This window comes from Paractinoplanes rishiriensis (assembly GCF_016862375.1).
Taxonomy (GTDB): Bacteria; Actinomycetota; Actinomycetes; order Mycobacteriales; family Micromonosporaceae; genus Actinoplanes; species Actinoplanes rishiriensis.
Genome location: NZ_BOMV01000102.1, coordinates 1 through 23625 on the forward strand (window position 1 = coordinate 1; position 23625 = coordinate 23625).

A 23625-nucleotide genomic window follows, 5' to 3' on the forward strand; every position below is an offset into this window, starting at 1 on the left:
TATCCGATCGCTACGGACGGTCGCGGTTCCGTTGGTCGACGTCGGCCCAGCACCGAGGCGAGTCGCCGTTACAGTCTTGCGGTGATGCCAGCGCGAACGGGCCGAATCCTGCTGCTCAACGGCGCCTCCAGCTCGGGCAAGAGCAGCATCGGCAGGGCGCTGCTGCCGCTGCTGCCTGACCCGTGGTTCCTTGTTCCCGTTGACGCGATCGGGGCCATGCGCTCCACCGTTCACACGCGGATGCTCGACGACGCGGAGATCACCGAGATGCTCCGGCGGACTCGTCTCGGCTACCACCGGGCCGTGGCTGCGCTCGCCAGCGCCGACAACGACGTGATCATGGACTATCCGCTCAGCGAGCCCTGGCGCGTGACGGACCTGCTCGAGACGCTGGACGGATACGACGTCACCCTGGCCGAGGTCCGCTGCGCACCGGAAGAACTCGCCCGACGTGAGATCGCTCGCGGAGACCGGCCGGCCGGGCTCGCCAGGTCCCAGACGGCGGTCTACGAAGTCGGCGAGGCCGACATCGTCGTGGACACCACAAGCACCAGCGCCGACGACTGCGCTAAAGCGATCGCGCACGCACTCGACACGCTGTCGTACCCCAAAGCGTTCGACCGGCTCCGGAGCCGCCTCCATTCCTGAGCGCATCTTTACCATTCCGCCAGGCCAAGATCGAGTGCGCTCTCATGCCGCGATCCGTCCGCTACGGAGCGTGATGCCGGTTCGCCGGCTCGACTCGCGGACAAGTAGCCGATGAGCGCGAGCGCAGTCCGGGCCGGCCGGAACCGGCGGATGTTCCTCGATGCGCGGATCGTGGTGGGCGGCCGGATCGCGCGAATGCCGGATCACACTGGCGGGCCGGGCGAAACTAGGCGGGTGAGATCGGCAAGGATCGTGGTGGCGCTGGTGGCGGCGCTGTCGGTGGCGGCGTGCACTGGGCTGGCCAGGGAGCCGGCCGCGGGGCCGGTTCCGTCCGCGGCTGCGCTGCCCGCGGGGTGGCGGTGGGAGTCGTACGGCGGGATCGAGGTGGGGGTGCCCGCCGAGTTCGGATACGACAATGGCAGCCAGCGGCTGGGCCAGTGGTGCGTCGGGCAGCGGCGGGCGGACGCCGGCTCACCGCCTGTGGTGGGCCGCCCCGGGCTCGCCACCGCGGCCGGGTGCCCGGAGAGCGTGGACATCGACGACACCGGGCCGCTGGTGTCCTTGGAGCGGGCACTGGACGAGCCTGCCGACGGGGTGACGCGACGCGGCGACCGGACGACCGTGCGGCTGCGCGGCGTCGCGGTGGTCGTGCAGGTGGGGGCGGAACTGCGGGGACGGATCGCGGGCACAGTGCGGGTAGTCGACGGCGTCGATCACCACGGCTGCCCGGTGCGGCATCCGATCACGGAGCATCCCGGGTACCGGCCGGTGCGGGCGCCCGCCGAGGACGCGGTCACGTCGGTGTCGGCGTGCCGGTACCCGCTGGTGGCGGGCGAGTCGATCATCTCCTCGTTGCGGCTGGACGGCGCGGCGGCACAGCGGGCGTGGGCCGCGGTCCGCGTCGAGCCGGTCGGCGGCGGCCCGGACGAGCCGCAGAACTGCGCGCCGGAGGCTTCCTATGGCGACGAGGTGGTCGTGCTGCTGGCCGCAGGTGGCGAGGTCGTGCTGCGCTACTCGGGCTGCGATCACCGGGGCTTCGACGACGGCCGAACCGTGCGACGCCTAGGCGTGACCACGGCGAAACTGTTCCTGACTGGCGCGAACACCGTGTTCGCGGGCGCCGGTGTGGCGCTGTTGCCCGGCGAGTGAGACGGCGAGAGTGAAACGGCGACGGGACGCGGGGGTTGAGGGCCCCGGGGCGCCGCCGACCGACCGTGCCGGGTCAGCAGATGCGGATCCGCATCGCGGTGCCCTACGTGCTGAGCACGCGGACCTTCACGCCCACCGTCGGCAGCTTCACGTCGAACAGCGGGCCGTCCTCGTACCAGAACTGGGTTTTCTCGAACAGGGGCTACTCCAGGCTGGCGACGAGTTCAGCCACACCGTCGACCTCGGCGACAAACTGGCGGCACCAGTGCGCGGTCGACGGCCAAAAGGTGCCCTCGCACGGTGCCGGACCGGCCGCCTTCCTGCACTGTCCGGGTCACTACACCCGGACGAGGATCACGCGATCGGCCGGCACGACATGTGACAGCTCCTTCGCACCGGGCCGGTGGGTTACCGTTTCGCGTGGAAGGCCTCGACGATCGTGGTGGGGATCCGGCCACGCTCGGAGACCTCGTAGCCGTTCTTGACCGCCCATTCCCGGATCGCCTGGTTCTGGTCCCGGTTCGACCTGGCCGGCTGCACCGGACGGGAACCAGTACGGCCGGTGCCGCCGGTCCGGCCGACACGGGTCGCCACCGCCAGATAGGGGTCGAGCGCCTTGCGGAGCTTGCCGGCGTTCTTCTCCGACAAGTCGATGGTGTAATTCACGCCATCGAATCCGAACTCCACGGTCCGATCGGCGTCACCGCCGTCGAGATCGTCGGTGATAACCGTGATTACCTGCTTGGCCATACTGTCGCTCCCGGAATGTCGCCCACCACTACGCACAACTACCTTTGGGCCAACCATAGACACGAATGGCAGACGGTTTCAGCGCACCGACCACGCCACACCGGCACGTTACCGGCGCCGGCTCGCGGTTTCACAGACCGTCACGACATCAAGCTTCCGGGATGCCGGGCGCCGTGCGAGACACCAGCAGGCCAACATCGAGCCAGCCGCGGAAGTGCCACCCGCCGTTGACCGCCGCCGGCAGCAACCGCACGGACATGCCGATGATAATGCGCAGTCAGCCGACGAAACTTACTATGGATACCTCCTCTGACGACAATTTGGCCGTCGCTGCGGTTAGTCGATTGCCGGCATCGCCGAGTCCTCCCACGCTCGGACTGCGGTCGCGACAACTACGTAGCGGGCGGGGGTCTGTCAACGGCAACCGCATATCAAGGACACGGCATGGACGACAAGGTGCTGCTGATCCCGCCGCCTCGGTGGTAGCTCAAGCGATCGATCTGCACACCAGAGCGACCGTCAGCTCCGCATCACCTGCCGCCAACGCAGAACCTATCGGCGTGATGTTAATCACGTTCTCCCGCCGTTCGCGCTGCCGGAGAGCCGCTAGGACGCCGGCCATGCGCCACCAATGCCCAGGAAGAGCGAGCCCCCAGGAAGATCATTCGGCCGCAGCCATCGTCATGACAATAACGATCAACTTCAGAGTGGCGATGGATGACACTTGACATCGAATCGATATAGATCTACAACATTAACCGGTACGAACCGACGGAAATCGCCGCGCGGACGCGGAGAAGATTTCAATGTACCTCTACGGGTCGAGGAACGTTGATGCGGTGACATGCCAACTGCGGCATTCATGGCCTGGGATGAGGCATCCGTAACGAGGCCGAGAGTGAGGCGAATCGGCTGTTGATGAAATCACTTGCAGTTGCTGCACTGAAGCGACACTGATTCCATCTGTCATGCACGGGGAGGTTCCATGACACAGGAATTGCTATATGATCCACTCGAACCCGCCACTCTCGAGGATCCATATCCGCTCTATGCAGAAATGCGAGATAAGGCGCCGGTTCTCTGGCATCCCCAGATGAAGTCATGGATTCTGACCCGCTATCGCGATTGCCGGAATGTCCTGCGCGACCACGATCTGTTTGCCCGGGACCGGCGGCGGGTCGGCGAGGAGATACCCGAGTTCCGACAAAGTCTTCAGTCGCTGGACCCCCCGGAACAGGGACCACTGCGAAGCCTGCTCATGAACTCTCTCCACAGCCGCGACCTCGACGGTATCGGCGTCGGTGCGCGTCAGCAAATCGCGGCCATCTTCGAACGACTCGCCGAACGCGAGGTGTTCGACTTTATGAGCGAGATTGCCGCGCCCATTGCGTTAACCATCACAGCTGACCTCATCGGTGTGCAGGAGCCTGATCTGCAGGCCTATGTCGCGATCTCCGAAGGGATCGCGCAGCGCATGGACGCTGGGCTGCGTCCTGAGGCCGCAGCCTTAGGTGACGCTGCTCGCCGCGAGCTGAATCAGTTGGTGGACAGGTGGTTCGCCGATGTTGAGCGTCCCGGTTTGCTTAACGATGTTCGCCGTTCTGCGCCCCGGGTGGACGTGCCCGACTATTACATCCGCAACACCACTGGCGTCATGTTCAACGCAAGCTACGGCACGGTCTTCGCCACTGCTGGAAATGTCATGAGTACCTTCCTGCACCGCCCTGGAGCGCTTGAGCAACTACGCGACGAGCGGCTGCTGACTACAGGCGTTGACGAGCTGATCAGGTTTGATGGACCGGCACAGGGCACCACTCGGGTGGCGACGAGGCGGACGATGATCGGTGACACGGTCATCGAGCCTCGGCAGCTTGTGCTCACCCTGATGGCAGCCGCAAACCGTGATCCCGAGCAGTTCGCAACCCCCGACGAGCTGGTCCTAGACCGTTCGCCCAACCAGCACCTCGGCTTCGGCTGGGGCCCCCATTCCTGCGTTGGCGCATTGTTCGGGAGAATTGCGATCAGGGAGCTCATTGTCGGTCTGCACGCCGCGCCGACAACGCTTCGTCTCGCGGGTGAGCCGACGCGCCGTCGGACCGCCACAGTGCGCTGCATCGATGTGCTGCCTGTGACTTTTCGAAACTGATGCGGACGGCGCCTCGTCGTCTGGCCTCAGCGGAGGGACTTGTGTGGCCGGTCGTCGACCAAGGTCCAGGTCCCGTGGAGTGCCAACGCGCGGAAGGAGGCAACCATGAGCTACGACCACTGAATGAAATAGTAAACGACGGGTCGGACTCGTTTCATAGCGGGTCCGACCCGCCGCAGAGCGTGCAACATCTATAGGCAGCGAGGTCGCATGTCCACCGTCCCCAGCCGGCAGAGTCCCGATTCGCGCGAATCCACACGCGGTAACCCGCTTCGGCAGCCTGCTTTCCGGTGGTACTTCACCGGTATCACGGTGTCGCTACTAGGCAGCGCCATGGCGCCTGTCGCGTTGGCGTTCTCCGTGCTGGAGCACAGTGACCAAACGCTAGACCTCGGCTGGGTGCTTGCGGCACGCAGCATCCCCCTAGTGACGTTTTTGCTGGTCGGTGGCGCGGTCGCCGATCGGTTCTCGCGCAGCGCCGTTCTCTGGATCGCAAATCTCGGCGCGGCCACGACCCAGGCCATGGTCGCCTGCATCCTGCTTACTGACAATTACAATTTGGGCTTGATCGTCGCGCTGGAGTTTCTGAACGGGACTCTTACCGCATTCACACAGCCAGCCATGCGTGGCATCGTCCCACAGCTCGTTGCCGAGGAGGATCTGCGACGGGCAAATTCACTGCTGGGGTCGGCCCGGAATGCCATCATCGTTCTCGGCCCCACCGTCGCAGGCGTCGTCTTCGTGACAGTCGGAGGCGGCTGGGCGATCGCGGCGGACTCGGCGACCTACCTCGTCGCCGCCTTCTGTATGAGCCGACTCAGCCTGCCTGCGACGACGATGGACCGCGGTCGGCGCGTTCTGACGGACATACGCGACGGTTGGCGCGAGTTCAAGTCGCTTACCTGGGTATGGGCGATCGTAGCGTCGTTGAGCGTCACAAACCTTCTGCGTACTGGGATCTTTAGCGTTCTCGGCCCGATCATCGCCGTCGGCACTATCGGCGCCGCATCGTGGGGCGTGGTACTCAGCGCCCGAGCCGTAGGTGTCCTGGTGATGAGTGTGGTGATGTACAAGCTCGTAGTCAGGCGACTCATCACGTTCGGTCAGCTCTGTCTGGGGCTGGGATCATTGCCGTTGATCGCGTTGGGCACGGACACGGGACTGTGGACACTCATCCCGGCCGCAGTGCTCGCCGGTATGGGCTCGGGCGTCTTCGCTCCGGCTTGGGAGACGACATTGCAGGAGAACGTGCCCAACGCGATGCTGTCCCGGGTTTCGTCGTATGACGACCTTTTCTCCTACGTCAGCGTGCCGGTCGGCATGATCGTGGCGGCTCCGGCTGGTATTGCGTTCGGCAATGAGCGAGTTGCCCTTGTCGGCGGGTTCGTCTTCCTCCTAGCCACCCTACTGCCGCTGCTGTCGCCTTCAGTACGCCGGCTCCGGCACGGGTAGGCGCCGTCGAGGTCAGATGCGGCAGTTTCGCGCGACACCACGACCAATCGAAAGCGACGGGTGATGACCAAGAAGATCCTTATGGTGGGCCTGCATCAGGGCTACGCTGACATGTTTCGCGAAGCCGACGATCTGGCCCTCTACGTGCTGGAGGAAGAGGACCTGTATCAACGTGATCCTGAGGCTTACGCGCAGGTCCACGATGACGGGCTGTTGCTGACGCAGTACCAGCAGAGCGATGCCTATCGGGACGCAGCTGTGGCCTGGCACCGCCAGGTCGGGTTCGATGCGGTCGTACCGGCCTGGGAGTACGGCGTGGACGCAGCCTGGACGCTGGCGGAGTTGCTCGGATTACGCTCGCCGGGCCGTAAGGCAACGCAGGCATGCACCGACAAACTGCAGCTGCGCAGGCAACTCGACGACACATGCATCCGCCAACCACGCTGGGCGCAGGTTTCGAACGTGGAAGAGGTGATGTCTTTCTATCGCGGAGGCGCGATCGTGATCAAGCCGGCGAACCGCCATGCGTCAGTCGGCGTGGTTCGCATCGATCACGCCGCGCAGATACCTGACGCATGGCGTCGGTGCACGACAGCAGGTGAGAGCCGCACGGCGGCCAACCGGGACCGGCAGGTCGAATATATGGCGGAGGACTTCCTAGCGGGTCAGCAGATCTCCGTGGAGAACCTGGTTCGGAACCGCGAGGTTGTCTTCGACAACGTCACACTCATGGCGACCGCCGGTGGGCCGTACTTTCCGATTCTCGCCGTCACGGTGCCCGCGCCGCTGCCCCCGGCGGAGTACACGGCAGCTATCGCCGCTTCTCATCAGCTGGTGAAGACGCTTGAGGTCGCGGATGGCATGATCCATTCTGAGTGGAAGATTGTCGATGGGGTGCCCTTCCTGATCGAGAGCGCGGCCCGAGTTCCAGGCGCTTTTACCGCCGAGCTGGCCGCACGTTCGTATGACGGCTTTAACATGTACGCCGCCCAATCGCGAAGTCTTGCCGGGCTCGACCCGGCGGTGCCGAATGGCGCGTCGTCGATTGCCACGGCTCGATGGTTCCATCCGCCATCGGGCCGTGTTGTCGCCATCCATGGCGTCGAGGTGCTGGCCACGGATCCGGCCGTGTTTTTGCACCGCATCAAGGTTGCTCCGGGCGACGAGATCCCCGTTTGTACCGACGGATGGCATCGCGTCGGCTATTTCGCCACCCACCAGCGGACGCCAGCCGAACTTGAGGCCACCGTGGCACGGCTGCTCGACGCCGTTGCGTTCGAAGTCGAGCCAGCCACTCAGACGATGTGTATCCCAGCAAGCTGAACGGACAGGAGGTGCACGAATGGCAGCAACTTCGACGAGTGCTCTGTCTTTCGCGGAGTGGAGCACCGATTCGCAGTTGAACGACTCTTTGTGCCGACTGTATGCAAAGTACTTGACGGACAACGGGTATGTGCATGCCGTTGACGTGCCGGAGGATTTCGACCACGCCTCGTTTCTATCCCGGTTCGGTGAGTTCCGTCCCGGCCCATCCGGCAAGCTGATTGACGACGTCACACCGGAGGCCGGCATGGACGACGTCTACTACGGTGGCAACAGGCGCCCGCTTCTGCCACACACCGAGGGCTACGAGTTCGCCGGGCTCCCTCCCCGCTACCTTGCTCTGTGGTGTGTCACTCCGCCCGCGGGCGAAGGGGGCGAGACGACGCTGATGGACACGGCCCCGGTGCTGGCGGGGCTCAGCGAACAGACTCGGCATGTGCTGCGTACTCAAAGACTTGCCTTCCACGGCAGCGCTGGGTTGCGGCGGCGGGGCCTAGATCAACACGCGAGCCATCCTATGCTGACCTCCGTGGATGGACTGACAGTCCTTCGGTTCTCCTCTAATAACGTCGATCTGGACGGCGTCAACGCAGCCGTGTCAGCCTTTTTGAACAGAACCACTGAGATGTTCGAGTCCGCACATCTCGCGATCAGGTATCAGCGCAATGATCTGCTGCACTGGGACAATTGGCGGCTTCTGCACTCGCGCACTGCTTTTGAGGACCCTCGACGGCATCTCAAACGCGTCCAGATCAGCTACTCGAGCGACGTCGCTAAGGGGACGATATGAGTCGGCTATTGGTACTGGAGCCCACCGGCGTCGACAGCGAGGACCTCGTGAGGGGTGCGGTTGACATGGGCCACGAAGTCTTCGCCGTCCGCCACCGCGGCCAACCCGCCGCGCAGCCGGCCCAGCCCTTCGTCGATATCACCCACGTCGACTTCGGGGATGTCGAAGCGGCCTGCGATCGGATCATCGATTACGCCCGGGCAAATGCCTTGGAGGGAATCACAACGGCCAACGAGTTTCTGACGCCGATCGTCACGCGTGCATGCGCCATGCTTGGTTTTCCGGGCAACGATCCGGGTCTGGCGACAGCGCCACGCAGCAAGATCATCATGGCGGAGCGGTTCCGTGCCTGTGGGGTACCGATACCCATTACCTTCATTGTGACGAAAGAGTCCGAGGTGGAGCAGCTGCTTCGTGACAGCGTCCTTTCGATGCCCGTGGTGGTCAAGCCGGCCGAGAACGCAGGCTCCAAGGCCGTCAGCATCGTCGAGGATCCCAGCCAGTTGGCGGAAGCCTTCGACCGCGTACGAACGCAGGACGACGCCTATGGCATCCCCCTGGACACACGAACAATTGTGCAGGAATACGTCGAGGGCGAGGAGTTCAGTGTCGAGTCGATCACGCAAGACGGAACCGTTCACCATCTGTGCATCACACGGAAGATTACCACCGCGGGACAGTTCCGTGTCGAGATCGGCCACAGTATCCCGGCTCGGCTACCACCGAACGTGTCCGGGGCGGTGCTGGCAGAGGTGAGCAAGGCAATCAAGGCATTGGGAATCCGCAATAGTGTCTCGCATAGCGAAGTGAAACTGCGACCCGACGGCCGCTGTGTCGTGCTTGAAGTCGCCGCACGTATCGGGGCCGGGCGTATCGCGGTGCTGACGGAGCTGGCATGCGGCATCAGCATTCCGGCTGCAACAGTGGATCTCGCCCTGGGGCGTTCCGTGAATGTGACGCCCACACGTCAGGCTTGCGCCACCGTACGGCTGCTGCTCTCGCCTCGGCACGGGCGGCTGCGGGAGGTACGCAACTTGCCTGAACCGGCCAAGGAAGTAGCCCAGGCTGCGCTGACCCGCCCCGTCGGCGCCGTTGTTAACGGGCCGGAGACGAATGGATGCCGCATCGGATACTTCATCGTCGTCGGCCCAGACGAAGCGACCGCCAACCGGCGCGCCGACGAGCTGCTGTCACACGTCGAAGTCGTAGTGGAGCCGTCCGACGATCTCCAGCGTGTTTGAGGGGTGCCGATGAAGGTGTGCGAGCTTGGTATTGTCGGCGCCTGGGTATTTACGCCTGAGGTGCACACATGGGCTGCGGGTGCGTTTGTGGAGCCGTACAGCGCTCCCGAATTCGCAGAGGTCGTGGGACATCGGCTCGACCTCGGCCACCTCAATGTCTCGGTGGCTCACGCCGGCACCGTGCGCGGGGTCCACTTCGGTGACGTGCCCCCCGGTCAGGCTAAGTACATCACTTGTGTCGTGGGTTCGGTCTGGGACGTGGCGGTCGACCTACGCGTCGGCTCGCCCACGTTCGGGGCGTGGGTGGGCACGCTGCTTGACGATCGCACGAGAAGCGCCGTCTACCTGAGCGAAGGCCTAGGGCACGGCTACATCAGCCTTGAGGACCACTCGACGCTTGTGTACGTGTGCAGCCAGCCGTACGTCGAGGGCAGAGAGCACCGGATCAATCCGCTCGACCCTGACCTCGACATCGGCTGGCCGACAGTCAGCCGTGACGGGAGCGAACTCGACTATGTCATCGGACGCAAGGATCGCGCCGCGCCAATGCTGTCCGAGGCGCTCAAACACGGGATCCTGCCCTCCCTGGCGTCGGTCCTGTCAGGCGGGGGAAACAATTATCTAACGCACTTACGAGAGGGCTGATCAGGGTCCGGCCGACGCGCCTCGGAAACCGTTCGCCGATCTTATCAATTGACCGTATTGCGCTGACCTCTGCCCGCCGGCCAACGAAGATAACTGGTATTTATCAAACCAGGAAGAACGAATCGCAATGCCCCCCGGTCGAGGCCCAAACTGTCCCGCACCGCGGCCGTCTCACCCGGCCAATCACGGTGATTTAATTCGTCAAATGCGAGGATACTTCCCTCGGTGAGATACGGCTGGATCGCGGCGATAGCGGACCGAGTCGGCTCGTACAGGTCAACGTCGAACAGGGCGAGTGCGATGACCGTGTGCGGATTTTCCGAAAGGTAGCGGGGCAATGTATTCCGTACGTCGCCGTCGATGACGACAGTAGGCGATTGATGGCCCACCGCACGCTCGCCCTGATGAACGTCCAGCACTTCGCGCAGATAGTCAACATAACCGCCGGGAAGAGCGAGGTTACCGGCAAAGCCGGTTGGGCTGGTGCGATCCACCTCGGCGACGTCCGGGAAACCGCTGAAGGTGTCGAAGCCAACGATCGGCCGATGCTGCGAATATGGCTCGTAAATGCTGCGGAGCGTTGTGAGCATGCCGAGATGCCGCCCGTGCAGGACGCCGAACTCCATGATCGTCCCGGGTACCGGTAACACCATGCGGTACAAGGTGTCCATCGATAGAAAATCGATCATGGGACGGCGGCGCAGAAAGAGGCCGAGGTTGTCGAGCAGATCCTCATCTCCGATAGGATTGTTCAATAGCAATTCGGTCAGTCTCCGACGGACAGCGGACTCGCGGCTCGAGACCGCCTGCTCTTGCTCACCACTCACGGTCTACGACTCCTTCTATCGAGCGAAACTAACAATTGAGTCGCCCATTCCACTGCCCGGCGATCAATAGAATCTACCGTGATGATCTATAAGAGTCAATCGATCCGATTTGGAAGTAATATTGCCCACGCATATTGACGATCGGCCGAACGCAGGACACGATAAGAAGGTGGCACAGAGAGCATCGTTGCATTCTCGGATCGCTGTTGATCACCTGTGAACAGGCGTTGGGGAGGGCGGTTGGCTTGTCGGGTGACGCGGGGCGGTGTTGGTCTCCCTGCTGTCCGGTGGTAGCCATTGCGGTGTTGCGCAGGGGGCATGATGGCAGGCCGTTGCCGGTACGGGACTTGATATTTCACGGACGTCATATTTCCCGCGTGGGCGAGGCTTCGATCGCGTAGCCGCTCGGTGCGCTGTGAACCAAATCGCATCCCTCATCGAACCCCCGTCACCGACGGTACAACTAAGCATCAAAAGCGCATTGCCGCAGCGTCAAGATCAACTCACTCATTTGCCGCGAACCGCTCGTTACGGAATGTGATTGGCGGTTTGGCGGTTTGATTCGGGTCGTGCCGATGTTCGGATGCCGGGCGCAGCACCGCGCCGCGGTCGGCCACATCCGGACCGCAGGCGAGATCGTCCCTACGAAGAAGTGGGCGGTCTTCTACTACGCCCCGCCCAGCGGCTCACATTTCGCCATCAGCACATGCGACCTGCTGGAGTCGTCCGGCTGCATCACCGACCACACACTGCCGGCCCTGCGCGAACCCCAGATCGCATCCGTCCCGGACTTCGGATCGTGAGGCTCCAGACGCGGCGGGCAGCAGTACTGCTCGCGTGACGCGGCCGGGGCATCGCCCGGGTAGCCTGCGTCGATCTGGCAGGTGTCGATGGAGCGGGGGCTGCGGTTTGATCGACGTGCAGGGGTCTGTCCAGGCGGCCGGATACCACAGCGCCGCTGCGGTCGTAGCCGGCGCGCAGGTGGCTGATCCGGTCTTCCACGGCGGCGCAGGGCTGACCGCGGACAAGTGCGTCTACACCGCTTCGCTGTCGAAACAGATCACGGCCGCTTGCGCTGCGCTACTGGTCAGGCAGGGACGCCTCGATACCGACGACGTCCTCGCGCAGTGGATGCCCGAGTTGCCACCCTGGTCCCGCACGGTGCGGGTGCGCCATCTGATCCACCACACCAGCGGACTGCCGCAGGGCGTACACATCGACGACGTTCTCCGCAACGACGCTGTCCGCACCACCGACAGCGTGGTCCGCGCCCTGGTCCGACGCGACCAACTCGACCGCACGCCGGGAACCGCATACGAATACTGCAACGCCGGCTACGTCTGCCTGGCGGTCGTGGTCTCACGCGCCGCCGGCCAGCCCCTGCCGGAATTCGCCCAGCAGCACGTTTTCGAGCGGCTCGGCATGAACAGCACGCGGTATTGGACCGGCCCGGCGCCGCATCCGCCCGGCGCCACACCGCTCGACCCGAACCATCCCGCCCCGCTATCCCTCGGCGACGGCGGGGTCTGGTCCACAGCGCGAGACCTGCTGCGCTGGAACCGTTCGCTGCTCGTCGACCACCTCGGCATCTCCGAAATCCTGCACACACCGGGACACCTGGAGGACGGCACACCGCTCGACTACGCGTGGGGCGTCGTTGTCGGAAGCTACCGCGGTCACCGGCTCTACCGGCACAGCGGTGGTTGGCCTGGAGTGACGACCCAACTCGTGAGCATCCCCGGAAAGGACGCCAGCCTCGTCGTGGTCGCGTTGGACGACGACAGCGACCGTTCGACTCTGCTGGCCAACATCATGATCTATACGCTCTTGACATCGTGAGTGGCACGCGGACACGCCGATGACAATGCGTCGGACGTCGGGCCGCGCGGATCGGAGAGATGATCACTCACAGTGTGCTGACCTACACAACACCATGCTGGACAAAGGGCATTTATTTGCTCTGCGTATATGATTAGCAGTTGCCCCCAAGGCCCTTCATCGAAGCCGGAAAGCCGTACAATTCGTCCTAAGCGAACATCTAGTCACACGACCTCTAGTCTCATTGCGATCCGAGCCACTGAGCTCCGGATGTATGGAGTGCCCAGAATGGGCGCGGTAATGCCAGATCGGCAACCATTCCCACAAGTGGGTTGCGCTTAGCGCATTAGGCGAGCGTTATCGGCAGCTGCGCGCAAATCGCCGAGTCGCCAATCTCGATCGAGGCGTAGCCGAGACGGGTCAATGGTCATTACCGGCGCGCTCGCCGTCGGCACGACGGCATTGGCCGCCACTGGGCACGAATAAAAGGGCTGCCTATCACAGAGCGTCACCGAACTGGCGAAGGAGGAGGGTTGCGGAATCTGTCCGGTGCGTACAGTGAGCAGCGGTCGACGACAGGAACGTTGATTCCACGGAAGACCGTTCGGTCTCCAATAACTGGTCTTGCTTCTTCAGGTTGTCGATGCAGGGGTGATGAGCATTGTTTACATTGGCTATTACGGGTCGCAGATGGGTGTGTTTGCTTTGGCCGAGCGAGCAATTTGTGACCCTTACGGCGGGCCTTCTGGTTGGAGCGGCTGTCGCAATTCGCGATCCGGGCCATGCGGCGGCCGTCCTCGTGGCGACATCAGCTCTTTTCGCTGCCGCCAACCGCAGTCAAGCTCTGCTGGCTGATCGGTCACCTCGGCTCGACAAGGCGCTCACAACGAAATCTCGCTCATAACCTTGGCAAGAACCCAGTATGGGTATTTGATGGATCAGAGTTCGCCAGATGGACCACGTCTGCAGCGGCACCGTCCACCGGGCCGGGACGCGGGACGGGCTGGCGAACTCCGGTTTCTCGCTATTCACGAAACATCGTCGAGAGCCGTTTCAGTTGCAGGGGGCCGCCGCAGGTGCGGCAATCGGATTCGCTCGGTTGAGTGCCGCCGATCGCGCAGACCGCCTCGGCTGTCTACCTCGGAGCCTCGCGAGTATGCAGATCCTTCTTTGACCGTGGTGATGACGCACCTGGCGTCATCACCACGAGACCGAACCTCTTCGGGCAGCAGGCTCGGGATCCGCGAGCGCGTACAAGCAGGTTGGCGGCGCCCAGCCCCATGCCGTCCTCCTGGCGGAGAGCGGGCCACAGCTGGTGCATGAGGGGTCGGCGGCGGCGAACGGGCAGCGTCATGCGGATTTCGAGCAAGCCAAGCCCGTCGACCCCGGCAGCCGGGTCAGGCCTCGGGCCCGGTAGCCGGGAAGGTGACCACCATCGCGACGCCGGGGTCGCGGGCCTCGGCCGTCGCCATGCCGCCGTGGGCCGCCGCCAGCTGACGGACGATCCACAGGCCCAGGCCGACGCCCTCCGGGCCGCCGACCGCGAACTGGCCGAACAGCCGCGGCCTCAGGTGGTCCGGGATGCCCGGGCCGTGGTCGCGTACCTCGAGCCGGTTGCGGGCGCCGTCGCGGGTCAGCGACACCACCACCGGCCCGCGCCCGTAGCGGGCCGCATTGGTCACCAGGTTGATCAGAATTTGTTCGAAGCGCTGGCGGTCGACCAGCAGCACCAGGTCGTCGTCCACCTCGATCGTCAGCTCGACGTCCAGGTTCAACAGCAGGAGGATCTCGCCGATCAGGGCGCGCGCCGGGTGTTCGGCCAGGTCGAGCTTGAGCTGGCCGGAGCTGTCGATGCGCTGCAGGTCGAGCAGGCCCTCGGCCAGCCGGGAGATGCGGGCCGTCTGGCGCAGCGCCGCGTCGGCCATCCGGGCGGCCTCGCCGGTGGCCTGCTCCTGGAACTCCTCCAGCACGATGCGCACGGTGCTCAGCGGCGAGCGGACGTCGTGCGCCAGGGTGTTGACCATGGCGGCCCGCCACTGCTCGATCCGGGCCAGCCGCTCCCGGTCGTCGCGCAGGTGCCGGGCCTGCGCCTCGATCAGCAGGGCGACCACGATCGCCACCGGCATGAGGACGAAGGCGCTGCTGAGCACCAACGGCGACTGGTGGGTCAAAACCAAGGGGATCACGTACGACAGGAAGGCCGGCACCAGGTATCCAAAGAGCACCCAGCGCGGGAAGTGCAGGCCCGCCCAGGCGTACAGCAGCACCAGGAACGGCCCGGTCCCGGCCGCCACCCCGCCGAACGACCAGGTCGACAGGCCGAGTACGGCGAAGCCGGCCAGCCCGAGCAGGGCCGGCGCCTCGGGGCGGGTGCGGCCCCACGGGAGCAGCAGGCCCGCGGCCGCGATCACGAAGTCGCAGGCGGCGACGATCAGCAGATTCCGGGCCCGCGCCGGGTCGGGGGCCACGCCCACCACGCCGAGCAGGCCGGCGAGCAGGAAGAGCACGCCGGCCTGCCGGGCCGCGGCGCGCGGCCCGGTGCCGAGAAGTCTGAAAGGTCCGGTTGCTGTTACTTGACAACCATATGAGAGCTAATGCGGGGCGTCCACCAGGTCGGCCAGCCTCGCCGTCACCCCGGCCGTGAGGGCGAGAGCCACCAGGCCGTCGCGCTCGACCGCATCCGGCGCCGGCGCGCCGTCCACCGACGTGAGCAACGCGATGGGGCGGCCCTCGGCGTCATCCACCTGGATCGGGCCGGTCGTGCCGCCGAGCCGGGCCGGGCGGCATGTGCTGCGGGCCGCGAACGCCGCCCAGGCCACCGCGTCCTCGATCGCGTGCTGGACGGCCTCGCTGGCCACCAGCGGGCCGCCGGCCGCGGCCGGCGGCCCGACGCAGAGCAGCACCCGCCCCTCCGGGACGTGGGTGACGTGTGCCAGCACCCGGCAGATGCCGGCGTGGCACTGGGGTGGCAGTGACCGGTCCACCGCGGCGACGGTCAGCGGCTCGACGCCGTCGTCCAGCACCAACACCCGTACCCGGTGCGGATCGAGCTCGTCGGGGAGCACGATCCGGGCGCGCCCGGCGCCCGCGCGGATCTCAGTCATGCATGGGATTTATCAGTCGGGAGCGCTCCCAGCCCACACCCGCTGGAAAACCTAAGCGTCCGTTAACCGTTCGCCACCAGGCGGACGATCTCCTCAGCGTCGGCGAAATCGTCGGTCTGACGGTTTTTCACGTACGCCATCGCCAGGCCGGCGGCCGGGTCCGCGTACCCGAACGAGCCGCCCCCGCCGCCGAAGCCGAACGTGCCGTCCGCGGGCGAGCCGCCGAGCCGGCCGAGGGCGAAGCCGAGGCACCAGGCCGCCTCGTTGCCGAAGATCTGGTCGGTGCCTTCGAACCGGTCGGCCAGCACCGTGCGCATCGTCTCGGGGCGCAGCAGGCGCACCCCGCCGACCTCGCCGACCAGCGCCGCGTACATCCGGCTGACCGCGCGCGCGGTCATCTTGCCGGTGGCCGGGATGTCCGCGGCCAGCACGTCGGGCCGGTTGCCGAGCGCTGCGGAGGGCCACACCTCGAACGCGGCCGACCGGGCGATCGGCGAGTCCGGCGGCAGCGCCGGGGGCTGGTCGGAATCGGTCGCCGGGTCGTCCACCAGCCGGGCGAGCCGGTGCTGCTCGGCCGGCGGCACACTGAACCACAGCTCGCCGCGCATCCCGATCGGCTCGGCGACCTCGGTGTGCACCAGCTCGCCGATCGGCGTGCCGGTGGCCCGGCGGCAGACCTCGCCGAGCAGATATCCGAACGTGTACGAGTGGTAGCCGGTCTGCGTGCCGGGCTCCCACCACAGCTCGCTGTCCGCGATCCGGCCGCAGATCAGGTCCCAGTCGCAGAGGTCCGCGGCGGTCGTCTCGGTGCCGATCCCGGGCACCCCGGCGGTGTGGTGCAGCACGTGGCGTACGGTCACCGCGTCTTTGCCCTTGATGCCGAACTCCGGCCACAGCGACGCAATCGTGGTGTCGTAGCCGAAAAGACCCCGCTCGACCAGCCGGTGCACGATCGTCGAGGTGATCGCCTTGCCCATCGACCAGGCGTAGAACGGCGTGCCGGCCCGCACCGGGCGGCCGGTCTCCGGGTCGGCCAGCCCGGCCACCGCGTCCACCACCAGCTCGCCGCCCCGGTACACGGCCACCTGCACGCCGGTTTCCCGGCCGTCAGCCACCTGGGCGTCTATCGCGTCCTGCACCGCCCGCTGCAGATCCGTCATCCGTGCTCCTCACTCACTACCATCGCCAGGACAGACCGGCGCCGTCGGAAAACGTATCGCGACCGGAGCGATGAGTTTCCGGCGCGGCCCCGGTCAATACCGGTATGCAGTGCTTAGAGGAGGTCCTGGCGGTGGACACCGAGTTCGTGGCGGCAGCCGATCCGTATCGGCGAGAGCTGCTGGCCCACTGCTACCGCATGCTCGGCTCGTTCTACGACGCCGAGGATCTGGTGCAGGAGACGTACGTGCGGGCGTGGCGCTCGTACGACCGGTTCGAGGGCCGGTCGTCGATGCGCACCTGGCTCCACAAGATCGCAACGAACGCGTGCCTCAACGCGCTCGAGAGCCGCAGCCGCCGGCCGCTGCCGGTCGGCTTGGGCGCGCCCAGCTCGGACCCGGCCGGCCCGCTGGACGAGCAGAAGGAGGTGCCCTGGCTCGAGCCGATCCCGGACAGCCTGCTGGACAACGACCCGGCGGCCGTGGTGACCGGCCGGGAGAGCATCCGGCTCGCGGTGGTGGCCGCGATGCAGTACCTGCCGGCCAAGCAGCGGGCCGTGCTGATCCTGCGCGACGTGCTGCAGTGGCCGGCCGCCGACGTGGCCGAGATGCTCGACCTGACCGTCGCGTCGGTGAACAGCGCTCTGCAGCGGGCCCGCGCCCAGCTGCAGCAGGCCACCGTGTCGGCCGAGGAGGTGACCGAGCCCAGCGAGGCGGACAAGCGCGAGCTGCTGGACCGGTTCGTGGCCGCGTTCGAGGCCAAGGACATCGCGGCCATGGTGCAGATCTTCACCAAGGACGCGGTCTGGGAGATGCCGCCGTTCGCCGGCTGGTACCAGGGCGGCGAGGACATCTCGCGGCTGATCGACCTGAACTGCCCGGCGAAGGGCCCGGGCGACATGAAGCTGGTGCCGACCATGGCGAACGGCCAGTACGCGTTCGGCCTCTACATGCGCGACGGCGACACCTACTACCCGTTCAACCTGCCGGTCCTGACGCTGACCGCGGGCGGCGTGAGCCACGTGTCGGCGTTCTTCGACAAGCGGCTGTTCGGCACGTTCGGGCTGCCGGAGTCGATCCCAGTCCAGCCGGGGCCGTCCTGATGGACGCCGCCCTGCGGGCCGGGGTGTCCGTGCTGGAACGGGCGATCGCGTACGCCCTGGGCAGTCTCGCCCTGGTGACGCCCCTCCGGCTGGCCGGACCCACCCCGTGCGACCGCTGGGACCTGCACGAACTGCTGCTGCACCTGGCCGACTCGATGGCCGCGCTACAGGAGGCGGCCGAGAGCGGCGTCGTGGCGATCGACCCGGCCGACGAGCCGTCCGCCGTGATTCCGCTGGTCCGGGACCGGGCGGTGCGGCTGCTCGGGGCCTGGGCCAACGGACCGGCGGCCGGCAGCGTCCTGGTCGAGGAGGCGGAGCTGTCGGCACCGCTGGTGGCCGGGGCCGGCGCCCTCGAGGTGACCGTGCACGGCTGGGACGTGGCCCGGGCCTGTGGCGACGACCGGCCGATCCCTGCCGAGCTGGCCGACGAGCTGTTCGACCTCGCGGTGCTGATGGTGCGGCCTGGCGACCGGGTGGGCCGCTTCGCCCGGCCGGTCACCGTGCCGGGCGACGCTCCGCCGGACGCCAAGCTGCTGGCCTTCCTGGGGCGAAAGAGCCTCGGGCGTACGACCTAAATCGTGCGCAGGTCGAGCGCGTGCCGGACGAACGACTCCTGGGTGCCGGTGGTCCACCACAGCACCCCGGCGTGGAACTCCACCCCGCTGGCGTCCGGGCTGATCTCGACGGTGCGGCGGGTGGCGATCTCGTAGAGCAGGATCTGCGCGTTGCCGGTCAGCGTCGCGTTCGCGTCGACCTTGGCGTAGACCTCGAACCGGTCCATGATCGCGATGTCCGGGATCTGGGTCTCCACCTCGCCGGTGGCCACCTCGCGGCGTTCCGAGCCGTCCGGGTGCATGAGCTCGATCCGCGGGAAGCCGTCGTCGTCGAACGAGACCACCCGGCACCAGGTGGGGCTGCAGTTGGTGACCGACCGGTCCGGAGCGGCGATCCGCACGTCCTGCCGGGTGCTGAGGTTGCGCAGCGTGGTGGCGCCCGACGCGGCGGCCACGCCGTCGACCAGCCAGGGCCACGCGGACAGCTGCCAGGTGCCGGGCTCGGTGCGCACCGCGACCGGGCCGCCGGTCAGCGCCACCGACCGGATCTCGGTGCCGCCGCCCGGCGCGTCGCCGGCCCAGTGCACCCGGCCCTCGGCGATCACCAGGTCGTACTGGGACTGGTAGAAGCGGGCCACGCCGGTGTCCGCGGTGAGCTGCCGCGGGGCGGCCTTCCCGGCCAGGTCGGCGGTCCAGACCCGCATGGCGTCGGCCGCGTTCTCGACCCAGGCCAGCGTCGTGCCCTGGGACGCCACGGCGGCCACCGACGGGTTGCCGGCCGTCGGCAGGCGCCGCAACTCGCGCAGCGCGCCGCCACCCTGCCGCACCACCAGCCGGAGGAATTTGCCGTCCGGGGTGGGTGCGGTGCCGATCGCGGTGCGGGCGTCGGCGAACGTCTCGGGGGTGAACGCGGTGCCGTCCGGCAGGTCTGCCGGCAGCACGGTCCGGCGCGCCGCGGGCCAGACCAGGGCGGCCGCCTGCGGGCCGGGCGGCTCAGGCTGGGGCGGCGGGGTGAACAGCAGCACGCCGGCGGCGGCCAGCGCGGTGGCCAGGCCGGCGGCGCGGGCGAGCCCGCCCGCCGCGCGGAGACGGTCGATCATCGGGTTGGATGGTAGCGCGGTGACCTCGACTACACTGCGTTGCCGGATCGGGGCGAGCGGTTATGGTGGAAGGGATGCCGCCACCGCGGCCATCCCGGACGAGAGCGCGTCGTACCCGGCCTGAAAAGACGACCGTACGAAGGTGGTGCGGTCGACCATGACCTGGTGTGTTCTCGTCGTCTCCGGCCTGCTCGAGTCGGTCTGGGCGCTGGCCCTCGGCAGATCCGCAGGCTTCACCCGGCTCGTCCCCTCGCTGATTTTCGTGGCCGCCCTGGCGCTCAGCATGGCCGGGCTCGGTTACGCACTGCGCACGCTGCCGGTCGGCACCGCGTACGCGGTGTGGGTCGGCATCGGCGTCACCGGCACCGCGGTGGCCGGGATCCTCTTCTACGGCGAGGGCGCGAGCCTGCCCCGCCTGATCTCGTTGTTGCTGGTGGTCGCGGGTGTGATCGGTCTCAAGCTGTTCCACTGACCTGAGAGTTTGCGTCCATTTGCGAGTGTCTATCGGGAGCCGGGAAATTCCCGGCACGGGGAGGCACCGCATGCAACGACTACGATTGCCCGCACTGGCGATCGCCGTCACCGTCGTCCTCAGTGGGCTCCAGGCGCCGGCCGCGGCCGCGCCGCCCGCCGCGCTCGCCGGCAAGCCGGTGAATTCGACGACGGTCACGCTGATCACCGGTGACCGGGTGACGATCCAGGGCACGAACGCCGCCGTCCGGCCGGGACCCGGCCGGGCGAAGGTTCCGTTCCTGAGCCAGACCGTCGAGGGGCACCGGCTGGTGATCCCGCACGACGCGCTGGCCCTGATCCGCGACGGCCGCCTCGACCGGCGGCTGTTCGACGTGACCGAGCTGATCAAGCTGGGCGCCACCAGGACCCTGCCGCTGCTGGTCACCTACCCGAAGGGCGGCGCACCGGCCGCGCGGACCGCGGTCGCCGCCGGCGACGCGAAGGTGACCCGGGACATCCCGGCGCTCGGCACCCTGGCGGTCAAGGCGAACGCCGAGGGACGCAAGTCGGTCTGGGCCGCGCTCACCGCCGGGAGCGCGAACGCGCGTACCCTGCGCGCCGGCGTGCAGAAGGTCTGGCTGGACGGCAAGCGCAAGGTCAACCTCGACCACAGCGTGCCGCAGATCGGCGCGCCCGCGGCGTGGCAGGCCGGCTTCGACGGCACCGGCGTGACCGTGGCGGTGCTCGACACGGGCATCGACGCGACCCACCCGGACCTGGCCGGGCAGATCGCCGCGTCGGAGAACTTCACCACCACGGCGACCGCGGACGACGAGGTGGGCCACGGCACCCATGTGGCCTCGACCATTGCCGGCACCGGCGCCGCGTCGGGCGGCCGCTACAAGGGCGTCGCGCCCGGCGCCAAGCTGCTCAACGGCAAGGTCTGCGAGACCGAGTGGTGCGAGGACTCGGCGATCCTGGCCGGCATGGCCTGGGCGGCCGAGAACGCCAAGGTGGTCAACATGAGCCTCGGCGGCACCGACACCCCCGAGATCGACCCGCTCGAGCAGGCCGTGACCGACCTGACCGCGCAGCACGACACGCTGTTCGTGATCGCGGCCGGCAACGCCGGCGGCGCCGGCACGGTTGGCTCGCCGTCGACCGCGGACGCCGCGCTCTCGGTCGGCGCGGTCGACCGGGACAACCAGCTGGCGCCGTTCTCCAGCCGGGGCCCGCGCGCCGGTGACAGCGCGGTCAAGCCGGAGATCACCGCTCCCGGCGTGGACATCGTGGCCGCCAAGGCCGCGAACGGCTTCATCGGCGACCCGGCGCCGGTCGAGGGCTACACCAGCCTCTCCGGCACCTCGATGGCGACCCCGCACGCGGCCGGTGCCGCCGCCATCCTCACCCAGCAGCGCCCGGCCTGGTCGGCCAAGCTGCGCAAGAACACGCTGATCGCGTCGGCCCAGCCGACCGCGGACGTCAACGCGTTCGACCAGGGCGCCGGCCGGGTCGACCTGGCCCGGGGCATCACCCAGACGGTCAGCACCGACGAGGGTGTGCTGAGCTTCGGGCTGCAGGCCTGGCCGCACGACGACGACCAGCCGGTCACCCGGACCGTCACATACCGCAACTCGGGTACCGCGGCGGTCGCCCTCACGCTGGCCGCGCCGGGTGCGCCGTTCACGGTGGCGGACACCTCGCTCACCGTGCCGGCCGGCGGCACCGCCAGCACCACGGTCACCGCGGACACCCGCGGCGACGCCCAGCCGGACAAGCCGCTGGGCGGCTTCCTCACGGCCACCGCGGCCGGTGGCGTCCGGGTGGAGACCCCGCTCGGCGTCAACAAGGAGGAGGAGAGCTACGACGTGGCCGTCGAGGTCCTCAACCGGGACGGCTCACCGAGCACCGACCACCTGACGGTGCTCTTCAACCTCGACGACTTCCGCTTCTACGAGGTGTTCGGCGAAGCCGGCGGCGACGGCACCGCGAAGCTGCGGCTGCCCAAGGGCCGGTACGGCATGTTCGCCTGGATCTTCGTGGGCGAGGACGACGCGACCATGCTGACCGACACCGAGTTCGTGGTCGACGAGGCCGGCACGCTGTCGGTGGACGGCCGCAAGGCCCGCCCGGTCCGGGTGACGCCGCCGCAGGCCGGTGCCGCCACCACGCTGGCCGCGGTCACCGGCGACTGGATCATGCCGGAGAGCGGCCTCAGCGCCAGCCTGGTGATGGACCGCTTCGAGACGCTGTACGCGGCCTCGCTGTCGGCCACCGAGCGGGACTACTTCACGGCCACGGTGAACGGCTCGTTCGCCCGGCAGAACGCCGACAAGACGTTCACGAACAGCCCGTACACCTACGACCTGGCGTACTTCAAGCCGGGCCGGATGTTCGACGGACTGACCAAGGCGCCGAAGAAGTCCGACCTCGCGGCGATCCAGTCGTCGTTCGCCACCGAGGCGACCGGCGTGGTGGGCGCCAAGGGCAACCTGGCCCAGTACGCCGAGAACAGCGGCGGCTGGTCGGTGTTCCTGGAGTTCGGCCTGCCGTTCCGCCGCACCGAGTACGTGAACCCCGGGGCCCTCTGGACCGGGGACTTCGTGCAGCAGATCCCGCCGGCCGACGAGGACAGCTACCCCGAGTTCGTCAGCGAGTCGATGTCCGGCGCGCAGACGTACCGGGCCGGGCGCACGTACCAGCAGGAGTGGAACCGGGCGGTCTTCGGCCCGTCGGTCAACCACCCGCCGTTCGAGGCGCTCTGGGTGACCCGCCAGGGCGACCTGATGATCGCCAGCGTGCCGCTGTTCGGTGAGGGCACCGGCAACCCGGGCTGGTCGTCGACCGAGGAGCAGACCACGACGCTGTACCGGGGCAGCACCAAGGTCGGCGAGGGCACCGAGTACACCGACCTGCCGCCGGGCGCGGCCACCTACCGGCTCGAGTCGGTGGCCAGGCGCGGCGCGCCGCACACCCTCTCGACCGAGGTGCGCGGCGAGTGGACGTTCCGCTCGGGGCACGTCGAGGGCGAGGCCTTCAAGCGCCTGCCGCTGTCCACGGTGCGGTTCAGCCCGCACCTGGACCAGCACAACACGGCACCTGCCGGCCGGTCGTTCGACATCCCGGTGACGGTCGACCAGCAGGCCGGCTCGACCGCCGGGACGGCGCGCAACGTCCGCGTCGACGTCTCGTACGACGACGGCAAGACCTGGCAGAAGGCCGGGCTGCGCGGCAAGGGTGACCACCGGATCGCCACGGTCCGGCACCCGCAAGGTGCGCAGTTCGTCTCGCTGCGGGTGACCGTCGACGACAGCCGGGGCAACAAGGTGGCCCAGACGGTGATCCGGGCGTACGCGCTCCGCTGA

The 23625-nt window shown here is 67.3% G+C and carries 20 protein-coding genes and 1 riboswitch; of the genes, 14 read left to right on the forward strand and 6 right to left on the reverse strand.

All coding sequences use genetic code 11. The features are described from left to right. Together Ari01nite_RS43945 and Ari01nite_RS43950 are read left to right on the forward strand one after the other, a co-directional pair. Nucleotides 1-648: chloramphenicol phosphotransferase CPT family protein (locus Ari01nite_RS43945; protein WP_203790042.1), on the forward strand; the 648-nt coding region annotated here is incomplete at its 5' end. Nucleotides 649-882: 234 nt separating this feature from the next. Continuing rightward, entirely contained in the window at nt 883-1797 is a 915-nt protein-coding gene (locus Ari01nite_RS43950) for a hypothetical protein (protein ID WP_203790044.1), read from the forward strand. A 408-nt stretch (nt 1798-2205) separates the two neighbouring features. Here the strand turns inward: Ari01nite_RS43950 and Ari01nite_RS43955 are convergent, their stop codons facing one another. Beyond that, nucleotides 2206-2547: a histone-like nucleoid-structuring protein Lsr2 gene (locus Ari01nite_RS43955; RefSeq protein ID WP_203790046.1), complete on the reverse strand. Its 342-nt coding sequence runs from the start codon at nt 2545-2547 to the stop codon at nt 2206-2208. Between the two features lie 985 nt (nt 2548-3532). On the opposite strand from Ari01nite_RS43955, the gene Ari01nite_RS43960 reads away from it, so the two are divergent. The 6 genes from Ari01nite_RS43960 to Ari01nite_RS43985 all read left to right on the forward strand — a co-directional run bounded on the left by Ari01nite_RS43960 (nt 3533) and on the right by Ari01nite_RS43985 (nt 10144). Continuing rightward, a complete protein-coding gene (locus Ari01nite_RS43960) occupies nt 3533-4693 on the forward strand; it encodes a cytochrome P450 (RefSeq protein WP_203790048.1) in 1161 nt (386 codons plus the stop codon). Between the two features lie 210 nt (nt 4694-4903). Then, on the forward strand, nt 4904-6145 hold the full coding sequence (locus Ari01nite_RS43965; protein ID WP_203790050.1) for an MFS transporter: 1242 nt from the start codon (nt 4904-4906) through the stop codon (nt 6143-6145). A gap of 63 nt (nt 6146-6208) precedes the next feature. Then, nucleotides 6209-7468 (forward strand): ATP-grasp domain-containing protein, encoded by a 1260-nt coding sequence (locus Ari01nite_RS43970; protein ID WP_203790052.1) that lies wholly within the window; start codon nt 6209-6211, stop codon nt 7466-7468. 112 nt (nt 7469-7580) lie between these two features. Beyond that, nucleotides 7581-8258, forward strand: coding sequence for a TauD/TfdA dioxygenase family protein (locus Ari01nite_RS43975; protein ID WP_203790054.1), 678 nt, complete (start codon nt 7581-7583; stop codon nt 8256-8258). Nucleotides 8259-8323: 65 nt separating this feature from the next. Continuing rightward, nucleotides 8324-9499: an ATP-grasp domain-containing protein gene (locus Ari01nite_RS43980; protein ID WP_203790056.1), complete on the forward strand. Its 1176-nt coding sequence runs from the start codon at nt 8324-8326 to the stop codon at nt 9497-9499. 9 nt (nt 9500-9508) lie between these two features. Then, on the forward strand, nt 9509-10144 hold the full coding sequence (locus Ari01nite_RS43985; RefSeq protein ID WP_203790057.1) for a dTDP-4-dehydrorhamnose 3,5-epimerase family protein: 636 nt from the start codon (nt 9509-9511) through the stop codon (nt 10142-10144). Nucleotides 10145-10188: 44 nt separating this feature from the next. Here Ari01nite_RS43985 and Ari01nite_RS43990 read toward each other — a convergent pair whose 3' ends face one another. Next, on the reverse strand, nt 10189-10971 hold the full coding sequence (locus Ari01nite_RS43990; RefSeq protein WP_203790059.1) for a class I SAM-dependent methyltransferase: 783 nt from the start codon (nt 10969-10971) through the stop codon (nt 10189-10191). A 569-nt stretch (nt 10972-11540) separates the two neighbouring features. Between Ari01nite_RS43990 and Ari01nite_RS43995 the strand changes: the two genes are divergently transcribed. Further along, entirely contained in the window at nt 11541-11774 is a 234-nt protein-coding gene (locus Ari01nite_RS43995; protein WP_203790061.1) for a hypothetical protein, read from the forward strand. A 115-nt stretch (nt 11775-11889) separates the two neighbouring features. Then, nucleotides 11890-12810 carry a serine hydrolase domain-containing protein gene (locus Ari01nite_RS44000; protein WP_239163541.1) on the forward strand — a complete coding sequence of 307 codons (921 nt, stop codon included), beginning with the start codon at nt 11890-11892 and terminating at the stop codon, nt 12808-12810. 1376 nt (nt 12811-14186) lie between these two features. On the opposite strand, the gene Ari01nite_RS44005 is transcribed toward Ari01nite_RS44000, so the two are convergent. The 3 genes from Ari01nite_RS44005 to Ari01nite_RS44015 form a co-directional block, all read right to left on the reverse strand. After that, nucleotides 14187-15296, reverse strand: a complete 1110-nt coding sequence (locus Ari01nite_RS44005; RefSeq protein ID WP_239163533.1) for a sensor histidine kinase — start codon at nt 15294-15296, stop codon at nt 14187-14189. A gap of 84 nt (nt 15297-15380) precedes the next feature. Continuing rightward, the gene (locus Ari01nite_RS44010) at nt 15381-15893 is read right to left on the reverse strand and encodes a hypothetical protein (protein WP_203790065.1); all 513 of its coding nucleotides are present in this window, start codon (nt 15891-15893) and stop codon (nt 15381-15383) included. A 62-nt stretch (nt 15894-15955) separates the two neighbouring features. Continuing rightward, a complete protein-coding gene (locus tag Ari01nite_RS44015; RefSeq protein WP_203790067.1) occupies nt 15956-17053 on the reverse strand; it encodes a serine hydrolase domain-containing protein in 1098 nt (365 codons plus the stop codon). A 104-nt stretch (nt 17054-17157) separates the two neighbouring features. On the opposite strand from Ari01nite_RS44015, the gene Ari01nite_RS44020 reads away from it, so the two are divergent. Both Ari01nite_RS44020 and Ari01nite_RS44025 read left to right on the forward strand, forming a co-directional pair. Further along, nucleotides 17158-18153 carry a sigma-70 family RNA polymerase sigma factor gene (locus Ari01nite_RS44020; RefSeq protein WP_203790069.1) on the forward strand — a complete coding sequence of 332 codons (996 nt, stop codon included), beginning with the start codon at nt 17158-17160 and terminating at the stop codon, nt 18151-18153. Next, on the forward strand, nt 18153-18728 hold the full coding sequence (locus tag Ari01nite_RS44025) for a TIGR03086 family metal-binding protein (protein WP_203790071.1): 576 nt from the start codon (nt 18153-18155) through the stop codon (nt 18726-18728). Before Ari01nite_RS44020 ends, Ari01nite_RS44025 begins: the two co-directional genes overlap by 1 nt. Here the strand turns inward: Ari01nite_RS44025 and Ari01nite_RS44030 are convergent. Beyond that, entirely contained in the window at nt 18725-19807 is a 1083-nt protein-coding gene (locus tag Ari01nite_RS44030) for a TolB-like translocation protein (RefSeq protein ID WP_203790073.1), read from the reverse strand. The genes Ari01nite_RS44025 and Ari01nite_RS44030 overlap by 4 nt on opposite strands. Nucleotides 19808-19878: 71 nt before the next feature. Further along, nucleotides 19879-19945, forward strand: a riboswitch (guanidine-III (ykkC-III) riboswitch). Nucleotides 19946-19964: 19 nt separating this feature from the next. Between Ari01nite_RS44030 and Ari01nite_RS44035 the strand changes: the two genes are divergently transcribed. Together Ari01nite_RS44035 and Ari01nite_RS44040 are read left to right on the forward strand one after the other, a co-directional pair. Next, nucleotides 19965-20279, forward strand: a complete 315-nt coding sequence (locus tag Ari01nite_RS44035; RefSeq protein WP_203790075.1) for an SMR family transporter — start codon at nt 19965-19967, stop codon at nt 20277-20279. A gap of 70 nt (nt 20280-20349) precedes the next feature. Then, nucleotides 20350-23625, forward strand: a complete 3276-nt coding sequence (locus Ari01nite_RS44040) for a S8 family serine peptidase (RefSeq protein WP_203790077.1) — start codon at nt 20350-20352, stop codon at nt 23623-23625.